The sequence below is a fragment of the Microbacterium jejuense genome, from assembly GCF_039544225.1.
GTDB classification, from domain to species: Bacteria; Actinomycetota; Actinomycetes; order Actinomycetales; family Microbacteriaceae; genus Microbacterium; species Microbacterium jejuense.
In genome coordinates this window covers 319,091-342,963 of sequence record NZ_BAABLG010000005.1, presented here as the reverse complement: position 1 = coordinate 342,963, position 23,873 = coordinate 319,091, and the positions used below count along the sequence as shown (strand labels likewise).

General features: G+C 71.7%; 23 protein-coding genes. 10 read left to right on the top strand and 13 right to left on the bottom strand.

Annotation, left to right across the window (positions count from 1 at the left end):
* Positions 1-4: 4 nt before the first annotated feature.
* The 5 genes from ABEA46_RS11175 to ABEA46_RS11155 all read right to left on the bottom strand — a co-directional run bounded on the left by ABEA46_RS11175 (position 5) and on the right by ABEA46_RS11155 (position 4,873).
* A complete protein-coding gene (locus ABEA46_RS11175) occupies positions 5-943 on the bottom strand; it encodes a carbohydrate ABC transporter permease (RefSeq protein WP_345544623.1) in 939 nt (312 codons plus the stop codon).
* Positions 940-1,929, bottom strand: a complete 990-nt coding sequence (locus ABEA46_RS11170; protein ID WP_425563183.1) for a carbohydrate ABC transporter permease — start codon at positions 1,927-1,929, stop codon at positions 940-942. Before ABEA46_RS11170 ends, ABEA46_RS11175 begins: the two co-directional genes overlap by 4 nt.
* A gap of 80 nt (positions 1,930-2,009) precedes the next feature.
* Complete coding sequence (locus ABEA46_RS11165) at positions 2,010-3,416, bottom strand: ABC transporter substrate-binding protein (RefSeq protein ID WP_345544622.1); 1,407 nt, start codon at positions 3,414-3,416, stop codon at positions 2,010-2,012.
* Between the two features lie 45 nt (positions 3,417-3,461).
* On the bottom strand, positions 3,462-4,043 hold the full coding sequence (locus ABEA46_RS11160; protein WP_345544621.1) for an alpha/beta hydrolase family protein: 582 nt from the start codon (positions 4,041-4,043) through the stop codon (positions 3,462-3,464).
* 248 nt (positions 4,044-4,291) lie between these two features.
* Positions 4,292-4,873 (bottom strand): dihydrofolate reductase family protein, encoded by a 582-nt coding sequence (locus ABEA46_RS11155; protein ID WP_345544620.1) that lies wholly within the window; start codon positions 4,871-4,873, stop codon positions 4,292-4,294.
* 85 nt (positions 4,874-4,958) lie between these two features.
* On the opposite strand from ABEA46_RS11155, the gene ABEA46_RS11150 reads away from it, so the two are divergent.
* The 3 genes from ABEA46_RS11150 to ABEA46_RS11140 are packed head-to-tail and all read left to right on the top strand — an operon-like array spanning position 4,959 to position 9,441.
* On the top strand, positions 4,959-5,435 hold the full coding sequence (locus ABEA46_RS11150; protein WP_345544619.1) for a DUF2975 domain-containing protein: 477 nt from the start codon (positions 4,959-4,961) through the stop codon (positions 5,433-5,435).
* Positions 5,435-5,683, top strand: coding sequence for a helix-turn-helix domain-containing protein (locus tag ABEA46_RS11145; RefSeq protein WP_345544618.1), 249 nt, complete (start codon positions 5,435-5,437; stop codon positions 5,681-5,683). Before ABEA46_RS11150 ends, ABEA46_RS11145 begins: the two co-directional genes overlap by 1 nt.
* Positions 5,680-9,441 carry an SCO7613 C-terminal domain-containing membrane protein gene (locus tag ABEA46_RS11140; protein ID WP_345544617.1) on the top strand — a complete coding sequence of 1,254 codons (3,762 nt, stop codon included), beginning with the start codon at positions 5,680-5,682 and terminating at the stop codon, positions 9,439-9,441. Before ABEA46_RS11145 ends, ABEA46_RS11140 begins: the two co-directional genes overlap by 4 nt.
* A 6-nt stretch (positions 9,442-9,447) precedes the next feature.
* On the opposite strand, the gene ABEA46_RS11135 is transcribed toward ABEA46_RS11140, so the two are convergent.
* On the bottom strand, positions 9,448-9,963 hold the full coding sequence (locus ABEA46_RS11135) for a glycine cleavage system transcriptional repressor (protein ID WP_345544616.1): 516 nt from the start codon (positions 9,961-9,963) through the stop codon (positions 9,448-9,450).
* A gap of 21 nt (positions 9,964-9,984) precedes the next feature.
* Positions 9,985-10,356, bottom strand: a complete 372-nt coding sequence (locus ABEA46_RS11130; protein WP_345544615.1) for a hypothetical protein — start codon at positions 10,354-10,356, stop codon at positions 9,985-9,987.
* Positions 10,357-10,528: 172 nt separating this feature from the next.
* On the opposite strand from ABEA46_RS11130, the gene ABEA46_RS11125 reads away from it, so the two are divergent.
* The 5 genes from ABEA46_RS11125 (at position 10,529) to ABEA46_RS11105 (ending at position 16,728) form a co-directional block, all read left to right on the top strand.
* Positions 10,529-11,698, top strand: a complete 1,170-nt coding sequence (locus tag ABEA46_RS11125) for a polysaccharide deacetylase family protein (RefSeq protein ID WP_345544614.1) — start codon at positions 10,529-10,531, stop codon at positions 11,696-11,698.
* A gap of 252 nt (positions 11,699-11,950) precedes the next feature.
* The gene (locus tag ABEA46_RS11120) at positions 11,951-13,516 is read left to right on the top strand and encodes a sugar transferase (RefSeq protein ID WP_345544613.1); all 1,566 of its coding nucleotides are present in this window, start codon (positions 11,951-11,953) and stop codon (positions 13,514-13,516) included.
* A gap of 294 nt (positions 13,517-13,810) precedes the next feature.
* Complete coding sequence (locus ABEA46_RS11115; RefSeq protein WP_345544612.1) at positions 13,811-14,398, top strand: hypothetical protein; 588 nt, start codon at positions 13,811-13,813, stop codon at positions 14,396-14,398.
* Positions 14,399-14,404: 6 nt separating this feature from the next.
* Complete coding sequence (locus ABEA46_RS11110; RefSeq protein WP_345544611.1) at positions 14,405-15,706, top strand: MFS transporter; 1,302 nt, start codon at positions 14,405-14,407, stop codon at positions 15,704-15,706.
* Complete coding sequence (locus ABEA46_RS11105) at positions 15,703-16,728, top strand: TolB-like translocation protein (RefSeq protein WP_345544610.1); 1,026 nt, start codon at positions 15,703-15,705, stop codon at positions 16,726-16,728. Before ABEA46_RS11110 ends, ABEA46_RS11105 begins: the two co-directional genes overlap by 4 nt.
* A gap of 49 nt (positions 16,729-16,777) precedes the next feature.
* Here the strand turns inward: ABEA46_RS11105 and ABEA46_RS11100 are convergent, their stop codons facing one another.
* The gene (locus ABEA46_RS11100; RefSeq protein WP_345544609.1) at positions 16,778-17,206 is read right to left on the bottom strand and encodes a VanZ family protein; all 429 of its coding nucleotides are present in this window, start codon (positions 17,204-17,206) and stop codon (positions 16,778-16,780) included.
* A gap of 89 nt (positions 17,207-17,295) precedes the next feature.
* Between ABEA46_RS11100 and ABEA46_RS11095 the strand changes: the two genes are divergently transcribed.
* Positions 17,296-18,201 (top strand): glycosyltransferase, encoded by a 906-nt coding sequence (locus ABEA46_RS11095; protein WP_345544608.1) that lies wholly within the window; start codon positions 17,296-17,298, stop codon positions 18,199-18,201.
* 3 nt (positions 18,202-18,204) lie between these two features.
* On the opposite strand, the gene ABEA46_RS11090 is transcribed toward ABEA46_RS11095, so the two are convergent.
* Both ABEA46_RS11090 and ABEA46_RS11085 read right to left on the bottom strand, forming a co-directional pair.
* Complete coding sequence (locus tag ABEA46_RS11090) at positions 18,205-19,104, bottom strand: DUF6492 family protein (RefSeq protein WP_345544607.1); 900 nt, start codon at positions 19,102-19,104, stop codon at positions 18,205-18,207.
* The gene (locus ABEA46_RS11085; protein ID WP_345544606.1) at positions 19,101-20,132 is read right to left on the bottom strand and encodes a glycosyltransferase family 2 protein; all 1,032 of its coding nucleotides are present in this window, start codon (positions 20,130-20,132) and stop codon (positions 19,101-19,103) included. The genes ABEA46_RS11090 and ABEA46_RS11085 overlap by 4 nt, the downstream gene beginning before the upstream one ends.
* A gap of 107 nt (positions 20,133-20,239) precedes the next feature.
* Here ABEA46_RS11085 and ABEA46_RS11080 point away from each other — a divergent pair, with 107 nt between their 5' ends.
* On the top strand, positions 20,240-20,806 hold the full coding sequence (locus tag ABEA46_RS11080; RefSeq protein WP_345544605.1) for an acyltransferase: 567 nt from the start codon (positions 20,240-20,242) through the stop codon (positions 20,804-20,806).
* Here ABEA46_RS11080 and ABEA46_RS11075 read toward each other — a convergent pair.
* From ABEA46_RS11075 to ABEA46_RS11065, 3 genes are read right to left on the bottom strand one after another with little or no spacing between them, the layout of a single operon-like run.
* On the bottom strand, positions 20,795-22,264 hold the full coding sequence (locus ABEA46_RS11075; RefSeq protein ID WP_345544604.1) for an O-antigen ligase family protein: 1,470 nt from the start codon (positions 22,262-22,264) through the stop codon (positions 20,795-20,797). The two genes, ABEA46_RS11080 and ABEA46_RS11075, sit on opposite strands and share 12 nt — an antisense overlap.
* On the bottom strand, positions 22,261-23,046 hold the full coding sequence (locus ABEA46_RS11070) for a YveK family protein (protein WP_345544603.1): 786 nt from the start codon (positions 23,044-23,046) through the stop codon (positions 22,261-22,263). The genes ABEA46_RS11075 and ABEA46_RS11070 overlap by 4 nt, the downstream gene beginning before the upstream one ends.
* On the bottom strand, positions 23,043-23,723 hold the full coding sequence (locus ABEA46_RS11065; protein ID WP_345544602.1) for a hypothetical protein: 681 nt from the start codon (positions 23,721-23,723) through the stop codon (positions 23,043-23,045). Before ABEA46_RS11065 ends, ABEA46_RS11070 begins: the two co-directional genes overlap by 4 nt.
* Between the last annotated feature and the right edge of the window lie 150 nt (positions 23,724-23,873).

Here is a 23,873-nt window from a genome sequence, read left to right as displayed (position 1 = left end):
TCGGTCAGCCCTTGATGGCGCCGGCCTGGCCGGCGCTGCGGAGGAACTGCCGCTGGAACAGCAGGAACAGGCCGATGGGGATGATCACCGAGATGAACATGCCGGCCATGAGCAGACTCGTCGGCGCCGTGTCGCTGATCCGGTAGAGGCCCACCGACAGCGGCTGGAGGTCGGGGGACGGCAGCACGAGCAGCGGCCAGAGGAACTCCTTCCACGACCCGACGATCGTCAGCAGCGACACGACACCGATGACGGGACGCGACATCGGCAGCACGATCGACCAGAACACCCGGAACACGCCGGCGCCGTCGATCTTGGCGGCCTCGAACACATCGCGCGGGAGCCGATCGAAGAAGCGGGCCACCAGCAGGACGTTGAACGCGTTCGCAGCGGTCGGCAGCCACACCGCCCAGAAGGTGTTGACGAGGTTCACGCCGATCAGCGGGACGTCCAGCACTGTGACATAGAGCGAGATCAGCGAGACCACGCCGGGAATGAACAGCGTCGCGAGTACCGCGACGTTGACAGCCTTCGCGTACCGCGGCCGCAGGATCGCGATGCCGTAGCCGCCGGTGAGGGCCACGAGGAGGCCGAAGAACCAGCATCCCGCCGCCATCCAGACGGTGTTGAGCAGATACTGCCCGATCCGGATCTGGGACCAGGCGTCAGGCAGGTTCTGCCACTGGATCCCGCTCGGCCACCATTCGAAGGGGTACTTCAGGATGTCCTGGCTGGTCGACAGCGCGGCCTTGAAGAGCCACAGCAGCGGCCCGAACGACACCACGAGCAGACCGAGGATCACCACCGCAGCGAGGATCCGCATGACGATGCGCACCGTGCGTCGCGTGCGGTCGAGTTCCGAGACGTTGGTGCGGTCCTCCGACTCCTCGGGGCCCGCCGGGCGCTTGACGATGGCGCGCAGCGTCGTCGTCACAGAGGTCACGATTCGCTCCATTTCCGGGTGAGGCGGAGGTAGACCGCCGAGACGACGCTGAGCACGACGGCCAGCAGCAGGCTGAGCGCCGTCGCCTTGCCGAAGTCGCCCGACAGGAACGCGTAGTTGTAGATGAGCATCAGGAGCGTGACCGTGCGGTTCTCGGGCCCGCCGCCGGTCATGACGAACGGATCGGTGAAGACCTGCATCGTTCCGATGATCTGCAGCAGCAGCATGAGCAGGATCACGCTGCGCAGCTGCGGCAGGGTGACATGCCAGGTGCGCTGGATGACGGATGCGCCGTCCACCTCGGCCGCGTCGTACAGCTCGGCCTGGATCGACATGAGCGCCGCGAGGTAGATGATCGTCGCCGTGCCCGCTGTCGCCCAGGTCGCCTGGATCACGATGCTGGGCATCGCCAGGATCGGGTCCTGCAGCCAGCCCACCGGCCCCAGTCCGAACCAGCCGAGCACCGTGTTGAACAGCCCCGACCCCGACGGATCGTAGAACTGCTTCCACAGCAGGACGCTCACCACCGGCGGGATGATCACGGGCAGGTAGACGAGCACGCTGGAGATCTGCCGGCTGCGCCGCAGCTCGGCCATCACCATCGCCATGAGGATCGGCAGCGGGAACCCGATCACGAGGGCCAGCGCGGCGAACCAGACGGTGTTGCCCGCGGCCGTCCACAGCAGCGGGTCGGCCAGCACACGTTCGAAGTTGCGCAGTCCGACCCAGCTGGGCTCGGTCATGAGGTCGGTGCGCTGGAACGCGAGGATCAGGCTCTTGAGGATCGGCCACCACGCGAAGTACCCGAAAGTGACCAGCAGCGGCACGAACATGAGGAGCGTGGGGACGCCGCCGTTGCGCAGCCACGCCACGGCCGCCGCGAGCGGCGAGCGTCGGCGTCGGCGCGGCGGGGCCGGTCTCGACGCTGCGGTGTCGGAATCATCGACGGCGCGTTCGTCGACGAGAGGCGGGGCGGTGGCGGTCACGATCGTTCTCCGGGTGATGACGGGACGGGGGCGTTCCCGGCGGCCGCGCGGCAGTGGCGCGCGCGACCGCCGGGTGTGCGTCATTCGGCGTCGATCAGGTCCTGCACCTGGGCCTGCGCCGCGGTGAGCAGCTCCGAGAAGTCGGCGTCCTCACGCGTGAGGACCGCCTGAGCCACCGGGTCGAGCGCTGCGTACAGCTCCTGCGCCTTCTTCGCCGGCTCGGGCACGATGACGGCCGACGAGAGGCTGTCGAGGTACGCGGTGTAGTTCTCGCGCGGCACGTTGATGTACGGCTCGATCCAGCCGAGGTAGGTCTGGTACTGCTCGTCCGACACCACCGGCACCTCGGGCAGTCCCACGGGGAGGTCGTCGGCCACCTGGGCTTCGGCCCAGGTGGTGGCCGCCTCTTCGTCGACGTAGCGGTTGAGGTAGTAGTACTTGGTCCACTCCAGCGCCGCGCACAGCTGGTCGGGCGTCGCCTTGGGGTTGTACCACTGGATGTTGCCGCCGCCGAGGACGCCGATCGCGTCGTCGCTCGCGGGGAAGGGCGAGAGGCCGAAGTCCTCTTTCGCCATCCCGCGGCCGATGACCAGGCTGTTGTACAGGTTGGCGCCGTTGAGGCTCTGCCCGATGGAGCCCGCCGCGATGTCATCGCGGATGGCGTTGTTGTCGTAGAGGTAGTTCGCGCCGGCCGCGTCCTGCTCCCAGCGCACGTCGTGGAGGAACTGCAGGCTCGCCTCCATGCCCGGTGTGTCGAGCGTGACAGTGGTGTCGTCTCCGTCGGTCTCTTCCACCAGGTCGCCGTTCGAGTACGACATGGAGGTCAGCAGCCAGCCGCCGACGTTGGCGGTGGTCGGGATGATGAACCCGGTCTGGCCGGTCTTCTCGGTGATGGTGGCCGCGGCATCCAGCACCGCATCCCACGTCGTCGGCGGGTCGTCGGGGTTGAGCCCGGCTTCTTCGAAGAGCGCCCGGTTGTAGATGAGGCCCATCGTGTAGGCGGCGCGCACCACCCCGTACGTGCGGCCGTCCGCGTCCTGCGTGACGGCGGCCAGCTGCGGGTTGAGCTGGCTGAGCACCTCGTCATCCTCGACGTACGACGTGATGTCGGCCGCCTGCTTGCGCTCGATGAGGGACTGGATGTCGGTGAAGGGGACCTGCAGCGTCGTCGGAAGGGTTCCGCCGACGAGGAGAGCCGGAAACGTCGTGACGTCGTACTTGGTCTCTTCGTCGTCGATCGTGATGTTCGGATGCTCCTTCTCGAACGCTGCGATCGCGTTCTCCCAGGCTTCGAGATTCGCGGTCTGGTCCGAGGTCGGCCGCTCGCCCAGCGTGATCGTGACGTCGGCGTCGGGGTCGCACGTCGCGGCCTCCGCCGATGACGACGCCGCCGGATCCGACGTCCCCGCGCACGCGCTCATCACGATGCCCGCGACCGCGATGCCCGAGATCAGACCCGCACTGCGAATCCAACGATGCTGTGTCATTTGTCCCTACTCCTTCGTAGATCGGTGCCGCTCGTCTTCGATCCTCTAACAACCGGTTTCAATACTCTGTCGCACCATGCCGTCGCTGTCAACAGGAATCGTTTTCTCGATCCAGTCGCCCGCGGCCAGCCACGACGCGCAGGCGGGGGTCCAGTCGACCCCGGCGGCGCCCAGGCCGCAGCCGTGGCCGCCCACCGGATACAGGTGCAGCTCGTGCGGAACGCCGTGCGAGCGCAGCGACTCCGACAGCAGCAGCGAGTGATCGACCGGCACCTTCTCGTCGTCCAGCGAATGGAAGACGAAGAACGGCGGCGCACCGTCGTGGACGAGCATCTCGAGCGAGAGCGCAGACCGCCGCTCCACGGTGTCGCCGTCGCGCAGAAGAACACTGCTAGATCCCTGATGAGAGTGCTTTTTCAGCGACACGACCGGATATCCGAGGATGACGGCGTCCGCCCGCGCCTCCAGGCGTGTCGGGGCCAGTGCAGCCAGACCCGCGGCGTGTCCGCCGGCAGAGAATCCGACCAGCAGCACGCGCGCCACACCGCCTGCGCGCAGCTGCGCGATGCGGTCGCCGATCGCTTCGTGGGCGGCAGGATGCGCCAGCCCCACGGGGTAGCGGAACACGCTCGCGGGGATCCCGAGGGCCTGCAGCCAGTCGACGACGGGCTGCGCCTCATGCGCGGCGTGGCGGAGGTAGCTTCCGCCGGGAAGGACCAGGGCATGCACTTTCACGACCGCACCTTTGAAACCGGTTTACAAGATCACCAGGGTGACATGGAATGCCGGGGCGGGGCAACTGCCGCCGACCACGGCGGCGAGCGCGGCACAGCGGCCGCGATCACGGGAGGGCGGTCACGCCGCAGCGGCGCGCGTCAGCGCACGCGGTAGCCGCAGTACACGAAGCCGTTCGCGAAGCGGCGCTCGGCCGAAAGCTCCAGGTCGAGGCGCAGACCCTCGTCGAGGTAGCGGGTGCCGCCTCCGACGATCGCCGGAGCGATGACGATGTGCACCTCGTCGAGCACGCCCGCGCGCGCCGCGGCCGAGGCGAGCCGGCCGCCGCCGATCGCGACGGGGCCGGGCGCGGCATCCACCATCTCTCGCACCGCCGCCGGATCGAAGGCGGGCCGAAGCTCGGTGCGCCGGGTCGGGACGGCCGTGAGCGTCGACGAGTACACGATCTTGTCGATGTCGCGCCACTGCAGCGCGAACTCGCGCTCGGCCGGAGGCAGGTCGTCCAGCGGCAGATCGTCCCACACCTTCATCACCTCGTAGACCTTGCGGCCGTACAGGTGCGTGCGCGCGGGCGCGAGCAGGTCGTTGACGAACGAGTGGACCTCGGCGTCGGGGGTCGCCCAGCCCCAGCGGCCGTCCGGCCCGGCGATGTAGCCGTCCAGCGACGCGGAATTGAAGTAGACGAGCGAGCCCACGCCCGGCACGCTACTCCGGGCTGCCATGCCGCGCGCCCCCTTGCGCGGCACAGGGATGCCGGCGCTATTGTTTCTCGATAGATACATGCCGTTTATCGATAGGCTGAACACCATGCAACGGACGACGATCCTCGCCCTCAAGGTCCTGATCGCGGCACTGCTCGCGCTGCTGCTGTTCTGCCAGATCTTCGTCGTGCCGGCGGTCGCCGCCCAGTCGGCGGTGCGCTACTCCGAGATCTCGTACTTCCAGATCCCCGGCACGATCGTCGGCATCCTGTTCCTGCTGTGCGTGCAGGTCGTGCTCGTGTGCGTGTGGCGCCTGCTGTCGCTCGTGCGCGAGGACTGCATCTTCAGCGACACCGCCTTCCCCGACGTCGACGTCAGCCTCGCGGCTGTCGCCTTCGCCACGGTCCTCGTGCTCGTGGCGCTGGTCGCCCTCAGCCTCACCGGCTTCATGACGCCTTCGATCACCCTCCTGCTGCTGCTCGGCGTGGTCGTCGGCGCCGGCCTGTCGCTGCTGATCGTCGTGCTGCGGGGCCTGCTGCGAAAGGCGTCGCAGCTCGAAGCCGACCTGTCGGAGGTGGTGTGATGCCGATCATCATCAACCTCGACGTGCAGCTGGCGAAGAAGAAGATGTCGGTCACCGACTTCGCCGCCGCCATCGACATCACGCCGGCCAACGTGTCGGTGCTCAAGAACGGCCGGGCGAAGGCGGTGCGCTTCACGACGCTCGACGCCATCTGCCGTGTGCTGGAGTGCCAGCCCGGCGACATCCTGGAGTGGGTGCCCGACGACCACCCGGCGGCGGTCGCCGCCGACGCCGAGGCCGGGTCATGACCCCGGCCGCGATGCGCGAGCGACGCTCGCCCGCCTGGAACGACACGGCGATCGCCGAGCTGCTCGACGTCGTGCGGTGCCCGGTCTGCGCCGCGGGCATCGTGTCGGAACGGCGCTGCCCGACCTGCGGCGCCGACTTCGCCGGCGCGGTCGGCCGCGACCTGTGGCTCGCCTCGCAGCGTGCCGTCGACGCGCTCCGCGCGCGGCAGGCGGTGCTCGACCGCGTGCCGGCGGCGCCGGTGCCGGGTGCCGCAGCAGCGGGCGACGGGGCGCCCGGGGCTGCGGCATCCACTCCTCCCGTCGTGGGCGGATCAGGCGTGCCGCAGGTTCCCGCGCCGCCGGCCGCGGTGAGGGATGCCGCCTCCGCACCGCCTCCGGGATCATCGGCGTCGGTGCAGTCCGTGCTGGCGGTGGCGGGCGCGGGGCTCGTGGCGGTGGCCGCACTCGTGTTCACCTTCTTCAACCCGGACCTCGACGACCCGGCCGTGCGGACGGCGATCATGGGCGTGATCGCGGGGGCGTTCCTGGGTGGGGCGCCGCTCCTGGCACGGCGCCGGCTGCGGCTCTCGGCCGAGGCGATCGGCGCGCTGGGCGTCGTGTTCCTCGCGCTCACAGTGACCGCGGCGCTGCCGTTCGCGGCGAACGCGTGGGTCTCGAGCGGACTCGCGGCCCTCGTCGCGGGCGGCGCGCTCGCGCTGCTGGGTCCGCGGGCGGGGATCCGCGCGTGGTCGTGGTGCGGCCTGCTCGTCCTGTCGTCCGCGCCGCTGCTGCTGTCGCTGGGCGCGGGATCGATGCTCGCGGCGACGGCGGGCCTGCTCGCTGCGGCTGCCGCAGCGAGCGCCCTGATCGCGCTCGCCGGGCGACGGGGCGACCGGACCGCGGAGCGCATCGCGCTCACCGTCGCGCAGCTGTCGTTCGTCGTCGCCGCAGTCGCGACGATCCCGGGCGCCGTCGTCGAGAGCGGGCTGTCTGCGGTGTGGGTCACCAGCGGCACCCTGCTCGCGATCGCCGCGGTCTCGGTGACCGCGACCTACCGGCCCACCCGCGAGCTGTGGAGCGGCCTCGCCGGTGCGTCGGTCGTCGGGGCGGTGACGGCGTTGACGATCGACACCCTGTCGACCGGGACGGTCGGGGTGTGGATCGCGCTGCTCCCGACGGCCGCCGGCACGGGGCTCGTGCTCGTCGGGGCGCTCACTCCCCTGCAGCGCCTCGTGTCGCGCAGCGCGCTGTTCATCGGTGCACTGGTGGTCGGCGGGTTCGTCGCGGCCGCGCCGACACTCATGGCGCTCGTCACGCTGACCTCCGCGCTGTCGCGACCGGGCGAGACGAGCTCCGTCCTGCCCGCGGGCAGCGAGTGGGGTCTGCCGGCGGGTCTGGCCGCGCTCGCGCTGACGCTGGCTTCGTTCGCCGCCCTCACCCGGACCGGCGATGACGACCGGGTGGCGCCCGGCGATGCGGCAGCTGCGGCGCCGCGGCCGCTCGGCACGCGCTGGCTGGGCCCGCTCGGCGCGTGGTACGCGGTGCTGGCATCCCTCACGGTGCTGACGCTCCCCGGCCTGGACGTCTGGCTGCGGATCGCGCTCGGGCTGGGCGCTGCGATCGGGGCGAGCGCCGTCGCGGCGACCGTGGCGCGGGATGCCTCCGCCACGGTGCGGATGCCGCTCGTGGCCGGTGCGCACGCCGCCGTCGTGTGTGCCGCGCTGCTCTCGTGGGCGGACGACGACCTCACGGTCTGGGCCGGGGCCGCCGTGGTCGCGACCATCGGCGTGCTGACGCTGACGGTGCCGCGCTCCGCGCGCTTCGTGCACGTCGGAGTCGGGTTCGCCTACGCGCTCGTGGTGCTGGCCACCGCGCTCGCCCGCGGCGGCGCGGACGCGATCGTCGTGGTGTGCCTCACGACGTGCGCGGCCGGCGCGGCGGCGATCGCCGTGACGTTCGCGCGACGCGTGCCGGTGCGCGAGTGGTACGCCGTGCTCACGGTGACCGCGGTGCCGTTCGCGATCGGGGTTCTGCAGGTGCTGTTCGAGCGCAGCGGCTGGACGGCCCTGTCGACCGCCGTGATCTTCTGCCTCGCGCTCACGCTGGTGATCACGACGCGTCCCGGGCTGGGGCTGGCGGTGCGCACGTTCGCGGCCGTCACGCTCGTGCCCGCGGTGGCGGTGGTCGCGGTGTGCCTGGGGGCGCAGCTGCTGCCGATGAGCGGCTCGCCCGTCGTGCTGCCCGTGATCGCCGCGATCGTCGCCGGCACCCTCGCGGCGAGCGACCTGATCGGCACGGCGCTCGCCGGCCGTCTGGCGGACTCGACAGCGCGCACCGTCCGGATCGCGATCGAGGCGTCCGCGCTGCTCACCGGCGCGATCGCCGTCGGACTCGCACTCGTCCGCACGGCGGCGGGGCTGCCGACGACCCTGGTCGTGCTCGCGATCCTCGGAGTCGGGTTCGCGGCGATGGCGGTGCTCTCGCCGCGCCGGTACGCGTGGCCGCTGGCCGGCGCGGCGTCCACGGGCGCGCTGTGGAGCGCGTGGGGCATCGCCGGCGTGACAGGCCTGGAGCCCTACCTGCTGCCGCCCGCGCTCGGCGCCGCCGCCGTCGCCGCCGTGCTCACGGCGCGCGGCCGGCGCGCGGCCGCACTCTACGCCGCGGCGCTCGCGGCCGCGGTGATCCCGGTGCTGATCGCCTCGGCCATGGGGTCGATGGATGCCGCCGCCCCGTCGCTTCCGGTGAGCCAGGTCGTATCGCCCCGGGCCCTCGCGCTCGTGGCGTCGGCGTGGCTGCTGGTGGCGGCATCCCTCCTCGTCTCCCGGGCGGACGCGCCCCGTCTGCGGCGGCTGCGGACGCTGCGGGCGCCCACCCTCGCCGTCGCGATCGTGGCCTCCTGCGCGGCGGCAGTGCAGGGCGTGCGGTGGGGCGCCGGCGCCGATGCCGCGCCGGCCGACCCGGCGCTGCTCGCGGCGCTCGCGTTCGGGATCGTCGGCGCCGGCGCCGCGGCGGTCGCCGCCCGGACGCTGCGGGCCCAGGCCGCCCCCGCGTCGCCGCTCGCCCGCACCCGCTGGCTCGGCGCTCCGGCGGTGCTCATCGTCGCGGTCGCGGCATGGCCGGGGATCGAGCGGGACTGGGTGGCGATCTGGACGATGTGGGGACTCTCGCTCGCCTTCCTCGCACTCATGGTCCTCGCCGCGGCGCGGGGCCTGCGCGGGTCGACCGGGCTGCCGCCGGTGTGGTTCGTGTTCGCCGTGGCGTTCGTCACCGCCGTGGTGGCATGGAGTCCGCGCGACCTCCGGGTCGAATGGTTCTCGTTGCCGCTCGGGCTGTTCCTGCTGGCTGCGGGTGCGCTCGCGCTGCGCGGGACGACGGCCTCACCGCAGCCCGCGCCCTCGGTCGCGGCGTGGCCGACAGGATGGCGCGGGTCGTGGGCCCTCCTCGGTCCGGGTCTGATCGTGCTGCTCAGCGCGTCGGTCGCCGCGACCTACACCGACCCGCGCACCTGGCGCGCGATCCTCGTCATGGCGATCGCGCTGGTGGCGATCCTCGTCGGTGCGACCCTGCGCCTCGCGGCGCCGTTCCTCATCGGGATCGTCGTGCTCCCGGTCGAGAACGTGCTGGCGTTCGTCGTGCAGATCGGGCGGGGCATCGAGGCGATGCCGTGGTGGATCACGCTGTCGGTGGTCGGGGCCGTGCTGCTGATCATCGCGGTGGCGTACGAGCGGCGCGCGGACGGCGGCAGCGGCCTGACGGCGCGGCTGCGCGACCTGGCGTGAGGCGGATCAGGCGCCGAGGGTCACGTCGACCTGGATCTCGGTCGCGAGCCGCTCCAGCTCGGCGGTGAGGGCGTCCAGATCGACGGATGCCGGCACCCGGGCGGTGACCGTCGCCTCGAAGAGCCGGCCGCCGTACATGGCGGCATCCGTGGTGCGCGTCGCCATGCGGTCGATCGTCACCCCGTGGGCGCCCAGCACCGACGTGATGTCGCGCACGATGCCGGCGCGGTCGTTGCCGACGACCTCGAGGGTGAGCGGACGGGAGGCGGCGGCATCCTGAGCCGCGTCCGTCCCCGCGTGCACCGTGACCTTCAACAGGCCCTCGAGCGAGGACAGTGCGGCGCGCAGATCGTCGGCGCGCTCGCGGTCGACCGACACCTCGATGATGCCGGCGAACGCGCCGGCGAGCTCGGCGAGCTGGCTGTTCTCCCAGTTGCCGCCGTGCGCGCCGACGACATCGGCGACCGCCGCGACGAGTCCGGACCGGTCGTCGCCGACCACGGTGAGCACGAGCGTCGTCATGCGCTCACTGTACCCACGCGGTCAGCGCGGGGCGAGCGCGTCACCCACCGGGAAGGGCAGCGCGAAGCGCTCCGGATCCGCCCCCACGGCAGAGGCGGCCCCGTACTCGTCGGCGACGACGACGACGCCGCGCGGGCTCGCCTCGCTGATGCGCACCGGGCGCTCGGCGCCGTCGGGCTGCCGCAGCGTCCAGCGATCGGCGAGGTACCCGATGCCGAGCTGTTCGAGCAGCTCCTCGGCGTCGAGCCACTCCAGCGGTTCTCCGGCGGCCCCGCCCGGGGTGCGTTCGCGGCCGAGCAGATCGAACACCCGGAACCCCTCGCCGTCGGGGCACATCCAGCCGAGCACTTCGCCGTCGGGGCGCCGATGTTCGATCCAGTCCGCGGGCACCATCCGTCGAGCGTATCCCCCTGTCGATGGCGACTGCGGAGCGAACGGGGCGGCGAACGCAGCGGCGGACGAGTCTGCACAGTTCGGGCATACGGGGGCCGGGGAAGGCGCGCAGACCGGGTATTCTCCAGGTGATGGCCGCGTGGGGAATCGCGGTCTGGATCTGGGGATTCTCATGGCCACGTTCGGCACGCCCGAGCCTGCGCCCCCGCGCGCGCCTCGGCGTCGGCGGGGACGCCTGTTCGCCGGCATCGCGATCGGCGTCGTGCTGCTCGCGGCGGTCGTCGGCACGGTCACGGCGATCGGCATGGCCGGCGCCGGGACGGATGCCGCGCCCGCTGCCGCCGCGACGCCCGCGGCCAGCCCGCACGCGACACCCACGCCCACACCGACTCCCCGCACCCCCGAGGAGCAGCTGCTGGCGACGACGACCGACCCGGCCGCATGTGCCGTGAGCTTCGCGGGCGATGGGATCACCGACGCCCCGGTGCTGCAGACGCAGGGCACGCTGTACGCCGGGCTGCCGATCCCTTCGCGCGAGGGGCAGGTGTTCGCCGGGTGGTACGCGACGCCGGCGGATGCCGCCGCCCTCGCGATCCCGGGGCGCGTCAACGGCTCCGAGCCCGTCGCCTGCGTCGACCGGCACGTGACGCTGCACGCCGCGTGGGTCAGCCCCGAGCAGAACGCGGCTGAGGCCGCCCGCATCCCGATCCTGATGTACCACCAGTTCACGGCGAAGCCCGAGGGCGAGAGCGGCTGGCTGCGCGGCAACTACACGTACATCGGCGACTTCGACGCGCACCTGGCGCACATCGCGAGCGGCGGCTTCTACCTGCCGACGTGGGACGAGCTGTCGGCGTTCATCGATGGTCGCCTGTTCCTGCCGAACCACTCGGTGATCGTCACGGACGACGACGCCGACCAGAGCTGGTTCGACCTCGCGGCGCCCGTGGTCTCCACCTACCGGGTGCTCACGACGTCGTTCATGATCACGGCGTACCGGCAGGACCCGGCGCCGAACCCCTACGTGCTGCGCCGCTCGCACACCCATGACATGCACCAGGCCGGCGACAACGGCAAGGGGCGCATGGTCAACTGGAGCGCCGATCAGATCGCGGCCGACATGGAGGCTTCCGCCGCCGTCCTCGGCGTGAAGGAGATCATGGCCTACCCCTACGGGCACTACAACGACACCGCCAAGCAGGGCCTGCGGCAGGCCGGGTGGGAGATGGCGCGGACGATCGAGCCCGGGTACGTCACGATCGGCACCGACAAGCTGGCGCTGCCGACGGTGCGCATCAACTACGGCATGGGAGTCGACGCGCTGATCGGCCTGATCGGCTGAAGTCCGCGCATTGCCTTACGTTCGCATACCGGTTTTCCTTAAGGCCTGTCAAGGTTTCGGAGCAAAGGTCTTCTGTTCCTGGGCGGGCAGGCGTACAGTGACATCGCGCAGGGGATCTGGGGATCCCGTTGGGCCCGACACACGGCCGGGCCGCGCACTGGGGTTGGTCAGTTCGTCACCGGAACCCGACTACGACGTCGAGCCGACCAGTGAGAAGTTGATGTCTACTGAGGACGCGTCATCGTGCGCGCGGTGGACCGCGGTCTGAGTCAGACCGCGTTCGACGCGGCGCCCGCGAGCGCCGGCGGAGTGACCCGAACGCTCCGCCGACGCTCGACCCCGGCGCGCCCGCTGTTCGAGACCCTTCCCGCTGCCGTGGCCCCTCGCATCCAGCCGTCGCTGGAACGCCGCAGGCTCTGGGAGCGGCGATTCCGGCGGCGGCTGGACGTCACCGACGCGGTCAGCATCACCCTCGCCGCGGCGGCCGCCGCGATCGTCGAGACCGGACCGATCGACACGTTCGCCGACCTCGCCGGGCCGGCACGCATCGGGATGTTCGTGGTCGGCGCGTGGCTGACGCTGCTGTGGCTCGCCCGCACCCGCGAGCCGGCCGTGCTCGGGGCCGGCGCGGCCGAGTACAAGCGCATCGGACATGCCACCGGCCTCGCGTTCGGCATCCTGTCCACCATCTTCATCCTCGCCCAGCTGCCCGGGCTGCGCGCGCAACTGCTCGTGGCGATGCCGTTCGGTCTGGTGACCCTCGTGTTCAGCCGGTGGCTGTGGCGCAAGTGGCTGATCCACGAGCGTGAGCGCGGCGAGTGCGTCTCGCGCGTCATCGTCGCCGGGGCGCGGGACGACGTCGAGTACGTCATCGAGAAGCTCGTCGGCGACCCCCACCACGCCTACCACGTGATCGGCGCCACGACGACGGACGGACTGATCGATCCGATCCGCGTCGGCGATCGCGGGTACCCCGTGATCGGATCGATCCGCTCCACGGCGGCCTACGGCCGCGCCACGGGCGCCGATGCGATCGTCGTGGCCAGCACGCCCGACGACGACCGCGACTTCGTGCGGCGGCTCGGGTGGGAGTTGGAGGGGACGGCGGCAGAGCTGGTGCTCTGCAACCGCCTCACCGATGTGGCGGGGCCGCGGCTGTCGCTGCGTCCCCTCGACGGGCTGCCTCTCGTGCAGGTGAAGATCCCCGAGTTCGAGGGCGGCATCCACGCCATCAAGCGCGGGATGGACGTCGTCCTGTCGCTGCTCGCGCTCGTGCCGATCCTCCTCCTGACGCCGGTCATCGCCCTTGCGATCAAGCTCGACTCGCCCGGACCGGTGCTGTTCCATCAGCTGCGGGTGGGCCGCGACGGCCGGCAGTTCTGGATGATCAAGTTCCGGACCATGGTCGCCGACGCCGAGTCCAGCCGCGACAGCCTGCATGCCCAGAACGAGGGCGCCGGCCCGCTGTTCAAGCTCAAGCGGGACCCGCGGGTGACCCGCGTGGGGGCGGTCCTGCGCAAGTTCTCGATCGACGAGCTGCCGCAGTTCGCCAACGTGCTGCGAGGCGACATGAGCATCGTGGGTCCCCGGCCCCCGCTGCCCGCCGAAGTCACGGCCTACGACGGCACGGTCTACCGCCGGCTCTACCTCAAGCCCGGCATCACCGGCCTCTGGCAGATCAGCGGGCGCAGCGATCTGTCGTGGGAGGACAGCGTGCGACTCGACCTGCGCTACGTCGAGAACTGGTCGATCGCCACCGACCTCATGATCATGTGGCGCACCGCCAAGGTCATGGTCGCGCCGAGAGGGGCGTACTGATGAGCCTTCATCGTCTTCGGCCGGCGACAACGGCGTCGCCGGCCGATGGGAGCCGGATCCGCGGTCACCTGCCGACACGGACCGCCGGGTGCACAACGGCGATCGCGCGAGCGGCCATCGCCCAGTCCCCCAAGCGGGCGCGGCCGCGGATCCCTGGACCTACGCGCCATCGGGCGCGACCGCGGCAGGGGATGAGCCCGGGCCGGGTGTAGGGCGCGAAGACGGGTTTGGGGGCCGCGCATGGAAGTCCAGCAGGAATCGAGGCCGACGCATCGGAGCGGGCTGACTCGACCGATGTGGGGTGCGCTCATCGCCGTGGGCGTCGTCGTGCTCGTCCTCGGCGGGGTCGCGGTGTGGCTCTTCGCCGCTCCCGTCGGCGGACCGGGCGAGGCGGCGACGACCGGGCTTCCGTCGCCCGCCGCCACGCAGGGTCCACTCCCCGAGGCGACCCCGACGACGGGCAGCGAGGTGCTCCCGCCCGCGGCGGACGACGCGGGCACCGGGCTCCCCCTCCCGGCCGCGACCGCGTCGCTGCTGACCAGTCCGCCGCCGGCGTCCGCGTCCGGCGCCGATCAGCTCGTCGCCGGGTTCCCGTCCGACGTGATGGGGCCGGCCCCGGGTGCCACCGTCGTGCAGAACGCGATCGCGACCGCGGACGAGGTCGTGCAGGTGTCGCTCGTGGCGCGCACGCAGGCCTCCAGGCAGGAGGTCATCGACCACTACGCCCGGCTGTGGGCGTCGAAGGGGCTCGGGGCCGCGCCCGACAGCGCCGACGGCTCGGTCTCGTACACGAGCGCGGTGGACTCGCTGACGCTCGCGTTCACGCCCGACACGGCGACGGGCACGGTGTACATGGTGCACGGGGTCTTCCGGACGAACTGACGCGGCATGTACATCTCGCTCTCGAACAAGCCCGGGCCCGACGAGCAGGAAGGGGCGCCGCCTGGCGTTGCGCCGCGCGGCCCGCGCGGCGTGCGCACGGTGTCGTCCACGGTCGTCACGCTCGGCATCGTGTCGATGCTGACGGACATCTCGTCGGAGTCGGTGTCGGCGATCCTGCCCCTGTACATCACGGGCGTCCTCGGGCTCTCGACCATCGCCTTCGGGTTCCTCGACGGCCTCTACCAGGGGGTGAGCGCCCTGGTCCGCATCGCCGGCGGCTACGTCTCCGACCGGGTGGATCAGCCGAAATGGGTGGCGTTCGTCGGCTACGCCCTCGCCGCCGTCGCGCGGCTGGGCCTGCTCTTCGGGTCCGGTTTCGCCTCGCTGACCGCTGTGATCACCGCCGACCGGGTGGGCAAGGGCATCCGCACCGCGCCGCGGGACTCCCTCATCACCGCCACCTCCAGGCCCGACAACCTGGGCACCTCGTTCGGGGTGCACCGCACCCTCGACAACATCGGCGCCGCCGTCGGTCCCCTGCTGGCCTTCGTCATCCTGCTCGTGATCCCCGACGGCTACGACACGATCTTCGCGACCTCGTTCGCGTTCGCGGCGATCGGCGTCCTGATCCTCGGTGTCGTCGTCCCGAACGTCCGCTCGCGCGCGCGGAAGGCGGCTCCCGCCGGTTCTGAGCGATCGGATGCCGCTCCCCGGCGCCGGTTCGACTGGGGCGCCGTCACGTCCGGACCCATGCGACGACTGCTGGCAGCCGCCGGCATGCTGGGCCTGCTCACGATCGGCGACGGCTTCGTCTACCTGGTGCTGCAGTCGCGCGGCGGCTTCGCGGCCCAATGGTTCCCGCTCTTCTACGTCGGCACGAACGTCGCCTTCCTCGCACTCGCGATCCCGCTCGGCGCGCTCGCGGACCGCATCGGCCGCGCCCGTGTGTTCGTGTGGGGGCACCTGGCACTGCTTGCCACCTACGTCATCGCGGCGATCCCGATCGCCGACATCGCAGCGACGGTGCTGTGCCTCCTCTTCCTCGGCGCGTTCTACGCGGCGACCGACGGAGTGCTCGCGGCGCTCGCCGCCCAGCTGACGACACCGCAGACGCACGGAACCGGCATCGCCGCGGCGCAGACCGTCGTGGCGCTGGCGCGCTTCGTCGCGGCGGTCGGGTTCGGGTTCCTGTGGTTCGCGGTCGGCCGCGAGACCTCGATGCTCATCGTGGCAGCGGTCCTGGCGGTCGCCATCCCGGTCGCCGCGGTGCTGCTGCGGCCGCTTCTTCCGGCTCGGGGGCGACCATGAGCGACCGCGCCAAGTGGTTCGTGGTCGCCCTCGCGTCGGTGGTCCTGCTGGGCGTCGCCGCCGGTGTCGGCGTGGCCGGCTGGTACCAGTACCAGGCCAGGGGCTCGGCCTCCAGCGCGATCGAGACGGCTCCGCCCGAGGACTGGGCGACGGGCGACCGCGTCGTGTTCCGCAACACGGCGATGGGCGAGGGCTACGGGCAGGTGGCGAGCGTCCCGCTCGACGACCCGGGAGGGCCGCGGGCCGTCATCGCCCAGGCCTGCGATCGCGTGGCCGCGGCCGACGGGCGGTTCGTCTGCCTGCGGTCGGAGCGGGGCATCGTCCCGCGGTACACCGCGACGCTCCTCGACGACGACGGTCATGAGGTGGAGTCGTGGCCGCTCGCCGGCATCCCGAGCCGAGCCCGGATCTCTCCGGACGGCACGCTCATCGCGACGACCGCCTTCGTGACGGGCCATTCGTACGCGACAGCGGGCTTCTCGACCGAGACCATCGTGCACACGACCGACGGCCGCGACTTCGGCAACCTCGAGGACTACACGCTCATCGTCGACGGCGAGGTCGTCGCTCCCGTCGATCGCAACTACTGGGGCGTGACCTTCGTCGACGACACCACGTTCTACGCCACGGCGGGGCTCACGACGACGGGCACGACCTATCTGGTGCGCGGCGATCTGAAGGCGCGGACGCTCACCGCGATCGCCGAGGACGTCGAGTGCCCGTCGCTCTCGCCGGACGGTTCGCGCGTCGCGTTCAAGCGCGTCACCTCCGGATCGGGACCCACCGTGCACTGGACGCCCGCGATCCTGGATCTCGCCGACGGATCCGTGCGGATCCTGGACGCCGAGACCCGGAACGTCGACGACCAGATCGCCTGGCTGGACGACGACACGATCCTGTACGGGCTCCCCCGCGACGCAGTTGCCGGCGACACCGACGTCTGGTCGCTCGCCGCCGACGGCTCGGGCCCGCCCGACCTGTTCATCGCGCACGCGTGGTCCCCGTCCGTGGTGCGAGGGTAGCGCCGCCATGCCGCACGAGAGCCACCGCGCCGCCTCGCCGGCGAGCCTGCTAGCGGCCGTCGTGGGGGCGATCGCGGCCGCCCCGCCGCAGCACGAACAGCCACGCGATGGCCGCGCCGGCGGCGGCGCCCAGGCCGTTGGCGAGCACGTCGCGCAGGCTCGGGCTGCGCTCAGGGATCAGCACCTGCACCAGTTCGACCGCGATAGACAGGGCGAGCGCGAGCGCGGCACCCCACACGTGATGGCGCATCAGCACGGTCAGCAGAAGACCCAGCGGGATGAACAGCAGGACGTTCGCGACGAACTCGACCCACCCGGCACCGAACGACGCCAGGCCGACGCCGTCGTGGAGCCATCGCGTGAACGCCGCGATGAGATCGCCGTACGAGACGGGCGCGAAGACCACCACGGCGACGGCGGTCACGTACGCCACGAGACCGACCACCGCCCACCGGGGGCGGCGTGCTTGGCTCCCCATCCCGCCACTCTGGCACGACCGGGCGCCTGGTTCCCAGCGTCCTCTGCCGGGCCGGCGGTGGGGAGTCCCATCAGGGGGAGGAGAAGCGGATGCTGACCATCGTCATCGCCGCGCACAACGAGGAGAGCGTGATCGGGGCGTGCCTGGATGCCCTGCTCGCGCAGCCCGAGAGCGCGGCCGACCGCATCATCGTCTGCGCGAACGGCTGCGTCGACCGCACGGCCGAGACGGCGGCCGCCCGGGGCGTGCGGGTGATCGACCGCCGGCAGGCGGGCAAGCCCGGTGCGCTCAATGCCGCCGACGAGGTCGCGACGGGATTCCCCCGCCTCTACCTGGATGCCGACATCACCGTGCCCGCGGGCGCACTGGCGGCGATCCTCGCGCGCTTCGACGCCGAGCCGGCGGCGCTCGCGGTGGTGCCGCGACGGCGGATCGAGACGACGGGCAGGCCCTGGCCGGTGCGGGCCTACTTCTCGATCAACGAGCGTCTGCCGGCGTTCCGCACAGGCTTGTTCGGGCGGGGACTCATCGCGCTCTCGGAGGCCGGACGCGCCCGCTTCGGCGCCTTTCCCGAGGTCATCTCCGACGACCTCTTCGTCGACGCGCAGTTCACCGACGACGAGAAGGCCGAAGCGGGGGACGTCGTGATCATGGTCGAGGCGCCGCGCACGACCCGCAGCCTCGTGGACCGCCTCGTGCGCGTCCGCCGCGGCAACGCGCAGATGCGCGCCGCAGCGGCGGATCAGGAGGTCACCGGGGCGGTGCGGCGGTCGGACCGCTGGGCATGGCTGCGCGACGTCGTCGCCCGCGACCCGCGCCTGATCCCCGCCGCCGTGCCGTACGCCGCGATCACCCTGACCGCGTCGCTGCGCGCGAGACGCTCCGCCGGCGCCGAGCCGGCATGGGGCCAGGATCGGAGCACGCGGGACGCCGCCGCACCCTCGGCGCCGGGTGGCGTCGCCGCCCCCGACCCGGCTGCTCTCGCGGAGGGCTGAGACTCAGCTGCTGCTCGTCGCGCGCACGATGAAAGCGAGGACGTCGTCCGCCGTTGCGGAGTTCGACTGCACATGCACGGCGATGTCGTCGGGCGCCATCGCCTCGACGAACTCGCGCGCCGTGCCCATCGTGAGGGGCGTCGTCCCCCAGTGGCTGTGGCAGAGGCTGCGCTCCCCCACGTTCGCGCGGTGGCCCGGCTCGGCCAATGACATCACGAAGGTGCCATAAGTGAGGTACTCCGAGAAATCGATGCTCGCCGCGACAGCGGTGCGCCAGTCCCGGCCCGTGCTCTCCTCGATGCGGTGAAGGCACTCGCGCACGAGCGCCGGATCCCAGCTCACGAACGCGGAGATGTAGTCCGGCGAGTCCGGCTCGGCCACCTTCAGCCCGAGCAGTGCGAGCGCCTTGCTCCGCTGGGCGAGATGGCGTGTCATCTGCTCGGTGATCCCGAACGGGCGGCGGTAGAGGCGGACGATGCCGTCCGCCGTCCGGAAGGCCGCCTCCCGCAGCGGCCGCACGACCACGACATCGGAGTCGATCATCACCGCCACATCGGTCGTGAGCTCCGAGACGACGGCGAGCTTCACGAGCTGCTGCATGATCCAGCCGCGCACCGGCGGCCACGGGCGCGCGGCATTCACGGCCGCCAGGCGGAACCCTCGCGGCATCCCCGGCACAGTGGCGATCCATGAGGTCTGCACGAACCTCCGGGGCAGCACCGCGCTGTAGCGGCGGATCTCGAGGCGCGCGGAGGGGATCGTGCCGAAGAGCTCTGCGTGCGCATCGGGCACCACGACGATGTGGCGCACGTCGTCGTCGCTGTGGCGGACCAGCGATTCGTGCATCCTCGCGAAGCCGGCGAAGTCGGGCGCGTAGCTGGCGGTGACCACCGAGATGCTCATGGGTTCGAGGCCCGTTCCGCTCGCGCGGCCGCGCCCGGCGCGGCCGCTGCCCGGCTCGTCGCGTGCGGCAGCGACGACCACGACCCCGGCGAGAGGACGGTGCGCAGGATCGCCCGGTGCGCGGGATCCGCGGCGCGCGTGAGCTCATTGAGCACGGCGGTGGCATGGAACAGCAGGGTCGCCGCCGGCCCGTGGTACTTCGCGTAGTAGCGGATGCGATTGACGGCCAGCAATGCGGCGAGGGCGACCGACGCGCCAGACCCGCCCTCCGAATGACGGACGACGGCGGTGGGCTCGAACCACACCTGGATTCCGGCATCCCGAGCACGGCGACAGTAGTCGGTCTCCTCCGAATAGAGGAAGAACCTCTCGTCCCACTCCCCGATCGCCGTTGCGGCCTCCCGCGAGACGAGCAGCGCGGCACCGGTCGCCCAATCCACCGGATGAGCCACGGCGTACTCGGCGGGCTGGAGCACCATCTCGGTGAGCGAGGCAGGACGCCGCCGCAGCCGATCACCGACGAGCGCATCGCACAGGCTCCGGAGCACCGACGGCTCACGGCGCAGCGACGGGGTGCGATCGCCCGTGCCATCGACGATGACCGGCGCGGCGAGCCCGACGCCGGGCCGCCCGGCGCGCTCGCGGAGCGCGGCGATCGCACCGGCGTGCACGACGAGATCGGGATTGAGGATCAGGATCGCGTCGGCGTCGCCGACGACGCCCATGGCGGCGTTGATCCCCCCGGCGTAGCCGAGGTTCCCCCCTGTCGGCAGCGCGACGACGTCGCTGTGCGCGCGGGCGACCTCGAGGGTGTCGTCGGGCGAGTCGTTGTCTGCGACGACCACCCGCAGCCGGTGCGCCACCGCCTCCCGGCGCAGCGAGTCGATGAGCGCGCCGAGATCGGCGGCGGAGCGATAGGTGACGACGACGACGGCGACATCGGCGTGGTCGCCCGGACCGACGAAGCGGCCTTCGCTCCGGCCTTCGCCGGCGCGCGCGGTATCGCCCCGCTCATCGTCAGGCATCATCGCCTCCCCCTCGCGTTCCCGCCGGGCGCCTGCTCCCCGTCCCCGCGGGGTGTGTGCCGCGCCGTCGGCTCTTGCGCACCGTCGTGAAGCGGATGATGATCACTCCGGTGAGGAACCTTCGCAAGACTCTACGCTTACTCCTCGCGCTCGTCCGGCGCCGGCTGTTCAACATCTGGCTCAACGGATTCGTGGCGTCGGAGCTCCTGCCCGAGCACGGGCGCTGGCTCTTCCTGCGCGCGTCCGGCATGCGGGTGGAGCGCTCGCTGATCGATTCCGGCGGGTACATCGGCAGCACCCGGATCGTCATCGGCCGCGGGTGCTCGATCAACCACGGCGTGTTCCTGGACGGCTCGGCCCCCGTCGTCCTCGGACGCAACGTCTCGCTCGGCATGAACGTCCTCGTGATCACCGGCACGCACCAGCCCGGGAGCGCCGTCAATCGGGCGGACGGCGCCTTCACGGCGGGGCCCGTCAGGATCGAGGACGGTGCGTGGATCGGGGCCGCGGCCGTCATCCTCCCCGGGGTGACGATCGGCCACGGGGCGATCGTGGGCGCCGGATCCGTCGTCATGAAGGACGTCGCTCCCGACACCGTCGTCCTGGGCAACCCCGCACGACTGGTACGCCGCCTCGACGCTGACGAACAGGCGGACCCCGAACCATCAGTCCGCTGAGCTCTGGGAGCGGCGCCGCCGTGACGTCCCGGCCGGCTCGGCCGCGATCGGCTCATAGACCCTCACCTCGTCCCTCGCCGTCAGCGCGGACGACCGCGGCCCCCACACCGGCACCGTCCCGTTCGCCGCGGCGACAGTCCGGATGGCGCCGCACAGTCCGACCAGGACGAAGAGCAGACCGGCCGTGATGGGAAAAGCCAGCCCGTCGAAGAAGGCGAACAGCAGTCCGACATTCAGCACCGACGCAGCGAGGGCATGACCGACCAGCCGTGCATCCGGCCAGGTGCTCCGCCGGCGCGCGTCCCAGGCGCTCCACATCGCCGTGACCAGGATCGCGCCGAACGCGACGACCCCGATCACGCCCACCTCGATCGCGGTGATCGCCCACTGGTTGTCGAAGATGTAGTACCGGGGCAGGAACGTTCCGGAGCCGATCCCGATGAGCGGCGACGGCGACATGAACTCGGTCAGTCTCGCCAGCGCATCCGTGCGCGAGAGCGTGCTGCCGTCCTCCGCGGCTCCCGTGAACAGCCTCGCCGTGGCCCCCGCGAGGCCGGGGATCGCCGCGATGAGCACGCCGACCAGGACGACGCCGCCCGCGACGACCTGCACCCGATACCGTGCGGGGATCGCGGGGATCATGGCGAGGACCGCGACCGCGAAGCCGATCATCGCCGAACGCGAGAGACCGGTCAGCGCGACGACGGCGATCAGCGCCGTCGCCGCCCACCACCACAGCGACGCGGACTTCGACGCCCCCGGGCGGAACCCGCGCGTCAGGGCAGCCGCGATGCAGATCGACAGCCCCGCGTTGAGAGTCGTCACCAGCTCGAGGGGATGCGTCGCGGTGGCCGAGGCGCGGATCGACCCGTTGCGCTCCGCGACACCGCCGAAGCCGAGCGTGAATCCGGGGACGGAGCCCCAGAAGTCGAGCAGGTACTGCTGCGTCACGACCTGGACGAGCGCGAGCGCCGCGAGCAGCGCGACCCCGATGCCGACGCGGCGGACCAGACGCGAGACGTCGCGCATCGTCTGCACGCCGTCGAGGATGACCAGCAGCACACCGGCCGACGAGACGAGGCCGACGACCCATGTGATCGCCGGGCTGATCTGGTCGGCGGGCTGGCCGCGGAGCATGGCGGCGGCGAAGCTGACCAGCACGATGACGAAGTAGACGACGAAGGCGAACCGCACCGGCTGCGAGACGCGTTCCACGTCGACGGTGCGCCACTGCAGACGGGACACCGCCCAGAACACGAAGAGCGCCAGCCCCCACAGCAGCGCGGGGCGTCCCAGGGAGCCGAGACCCGTGATCGTCACGTTGGACGGGATCGCGAGAAGCAGCACGAGATAGACGGTGACCAGGCTCGTCGCGTCGCCCACCCGGTTGGCTCTCGCCAGCGCCGTGTGCCCGGTCGCGGGCCGCGGGATCTGGCGGCCGAACGTCGTCACGGTCATCCCCCGGAGACGCCCGACCGCGACTCGCGGGCGGACCGCGAGCCGAGGTCCGGCCGGGCAGGATGCTCGTCGAGCGCGCCGAGTGCAGCGAGCTCGGCGTCGGGACCTTCGAGATCGGGATCGTCGCGGTCGGGATCGTCGGGCGGAGCAGGCTCGAGCGCCGCCGCAGGCGCCGAGGCGCTGCGTCGCCGACGCTTGGCCAGCCCGTCGACCAGCGCCGTCACGAACAGCGTGATCGCGGCGACCAGGAGCGCCGCGCCCCCGGCGATGAGCAGCCGGGTCCGCTGGATCTGCCGGCTCTGCGTGTCGACCGCGAGCGTCGAGATCGACATCCGGGAACTGTCGGCGATCGACTCCTCCTGCTGCATCGACTCGAGCGTCGAAGTGGTGCGATCCATCATGATCGCGAGCAGCTTCTCGGCGTCGGCGTCGGACTCGGCCGTGACAGTGATCGTGATGATCGGGGCGGACGTGCCCGAGCGGGTGACGTCGACCTGCGCACCGGGGAAGTCCTCCAGCACCTCGTTCAGCACGTTCTCGCCCATCACGGCCTGCACCACGATGTCTGCCGGGAGCGCGAGCCCGCTCAGGTACAGGTAGGGATTGGTCGCGTCCTCGGGGAGCGAGCCCATTCCCGGCAGCACGATCTGCACGCCCTGGCGCTCGTACTCGGGCTCGACCGCCATCCACGCGGCCACGCCGCAGGCGGCGGCGAGCAGGAGTCCCGGCACCACGATGTACCAGCGCCGCAGCAGCATCCTCCAGGCGTCCGCAAGCTTCATGTCGTCCTCCCCACCTTCACCGGTCGCCGAGCCCCCGGCCGGCGACGTGCCGCCCTGTCCCAGACCAGCGCCGCGCCGACACCGGCGATGAGGCCGGCGACCGCCATGCCCGCGAACGCGGCGAGCACGCTGGTACGTGTGGGCGCGACGTACTGGATCGTCGTCGACAGCGGATCTGTCGAGGGGCGCACGTAGTCGGTCACCGGGGCGCCCGCCTCCTGCTGCAGCTCGTCCGCCGTGCGCAGCACCTCGTCGATCAGCTCGGACTGTCTGGCCACGACCTGCCGCTGCGAGCGGCCGATCACCTGTACAGTGACCGCGGCTATCGGGTGGTCCGTCACCCATTGGTTTCCCGAGAACGACATGCCGACCACCTCTGCGCTGCGGACGCCCGCGCCGTACAGCGGAGCCTCGTCCTGCGAGTAGCGCTCGGGCTCGCGGCCCTGGTTGACCCGCAGCGCCACCATGTCTGCGAACGAGATGACGCTGTCGTTGGTGAAGCCGTTGTCGAGCTCGGTGCGCGCGGCGCCAGGCCAGCGGAACTCGACGACGGCGCGCGTCGAGTAGGTGCCGCCGTCCTGCAGGAACAGGGTGGTCAGGATCGCGGCGAGCGCGAGCGCGAGCACGGTGGTGTACCACCTCCGTGCGACGACTCCCAGAATCTGACGCACCGTCACGATCCGGCTCCTCTGCCGATGGACGCGGCCCCCCATCGGCCGCGCCGTGCTGCGAGCAGGCTAACCGCGGAATCTCGGTGCGGGCTGAGTACACGAGTCCTCCACCCGGCACGCGCGGGCCGCCCGCGGTCGCCCCGGACCCGCGGGTTC

Coding starts and splice junctions, on each gene's coding strand:
- ABEA46_RS11085 (WP_345544606.1), bottom strand. CDS start 20,132: ATGATGCCTGACGATGAGCGGGGCGATACCGCGCGCGCCGGCGAAGGC.
- ABEA46_RS11105 (WP_345544610.1), top strand. CDS start 15,703: ATGAGCGACCGCGCCAAGTGGTTCGTGGTCGCCCTCGCGTCGGTGGTC.
- ABEA46_RS11110 (WP_345544611.1), top strand. CDS start 14,405: ATGTACATCTCGCTCTCGAACAAGCCCGGGCCCGACGAGCAGGAAGGG.
- ABEA46_RS11090 (WP_345544607.1), bottom strand. CDS start 19,104: ATGAGCATCTCGGTGGTCACCGCCAGCTACGCGCCCGACTTCGCCGGC.
- ABEA46_RS11100 (WP_345544609.1), bottom strand. CDS start 17,206: ATGGGGAGCCAAGCACGCCGCCCCCGGTGGGCGGTGGTCGGTCTCGTG.
- ABEA46_RS11165 (WP_345544622.1), bottom strand. CDS start 3,416: ATGACACAGCATCGTTGGATTCGCAGTGCGGGTCTGATCTCGGGCATC.
- ABEA46_RS11140 (WP_345544617.1), top strand. CDS start 5,680: ATGACCCCGGCCGCGATGCGCGAGCGACGCTCGCCCGCCTGGAACGAC.
- ABEA46_RS11150 (WP_345544619.1), top strand. CDS start 4,959: ATGCAACGGACGACGATCCTCGCCCTCAAGGTCCTGATCGCGGCACTG.
- ABEA46_RS11115 (WP_345544612.1), top strand. CDS start 13,811: ATGTGGGGTGCGCTCATCGCCGTGGGCGTCGTCGTGCTCGTCCTCGGC.
- ABEA46_RS11095 (WP_345544608.1), top strand. CDS start 17,296: ATGCTGACCATCGTCATCGCCGCGCACAACGAGGAGAGCGTGATCGGG.
- ABEA46_RS11135 (WP_345544616.1), bottom strand. CDS start 9,963: ATGACGACGCTCGTGCTCACCGTGGTCGGCGACGACCGGTCCGGACTC.
- ABEA46_RS11145 (WP_345544618.1), top strand. CDS start 5,435: ATGCCGATCATCATCAACCTCGACGTGCAGCTGGCGAAGAAGAAGATG.
- ABEA46_RS11075 (WP_345544604.1), bottom strand. CDS start 22,264: ATGACCGTGACGACGTTCGGCCGCCAGATCCCGCGGCCCGCGACCGGG.
- ABEA46_RS11130 (WP_345544615.1), bottom strand. CDS start 10,356: ATGGTGCCCGCGGACTGGATCGAACATCGGCGCCCCGACGGCGAAGTG.
- ABEA46_RS11155 (WP_345544620.1), bottom strand. CDS start 4,873: ATGGCAGCCCGGAGTAGCGTGCCGGGCGTGGGCTCGCTCGTCTACTTC.
- ABEA46_RS11125 (WP_345544614.1), top strand. CDS start 10,529: ATGGCCACGTTCGGCACGCCCGAGCCTGCGCCCCCGCGCGCGCCTCGG.
- ABEA46_RS11070 (WP_345544603.1), bottom strand. CDS start 23,046: ATGAAGCTTGCGGACGCCTGGAGGATGCTGCTGCGGCGCTGGTACATC.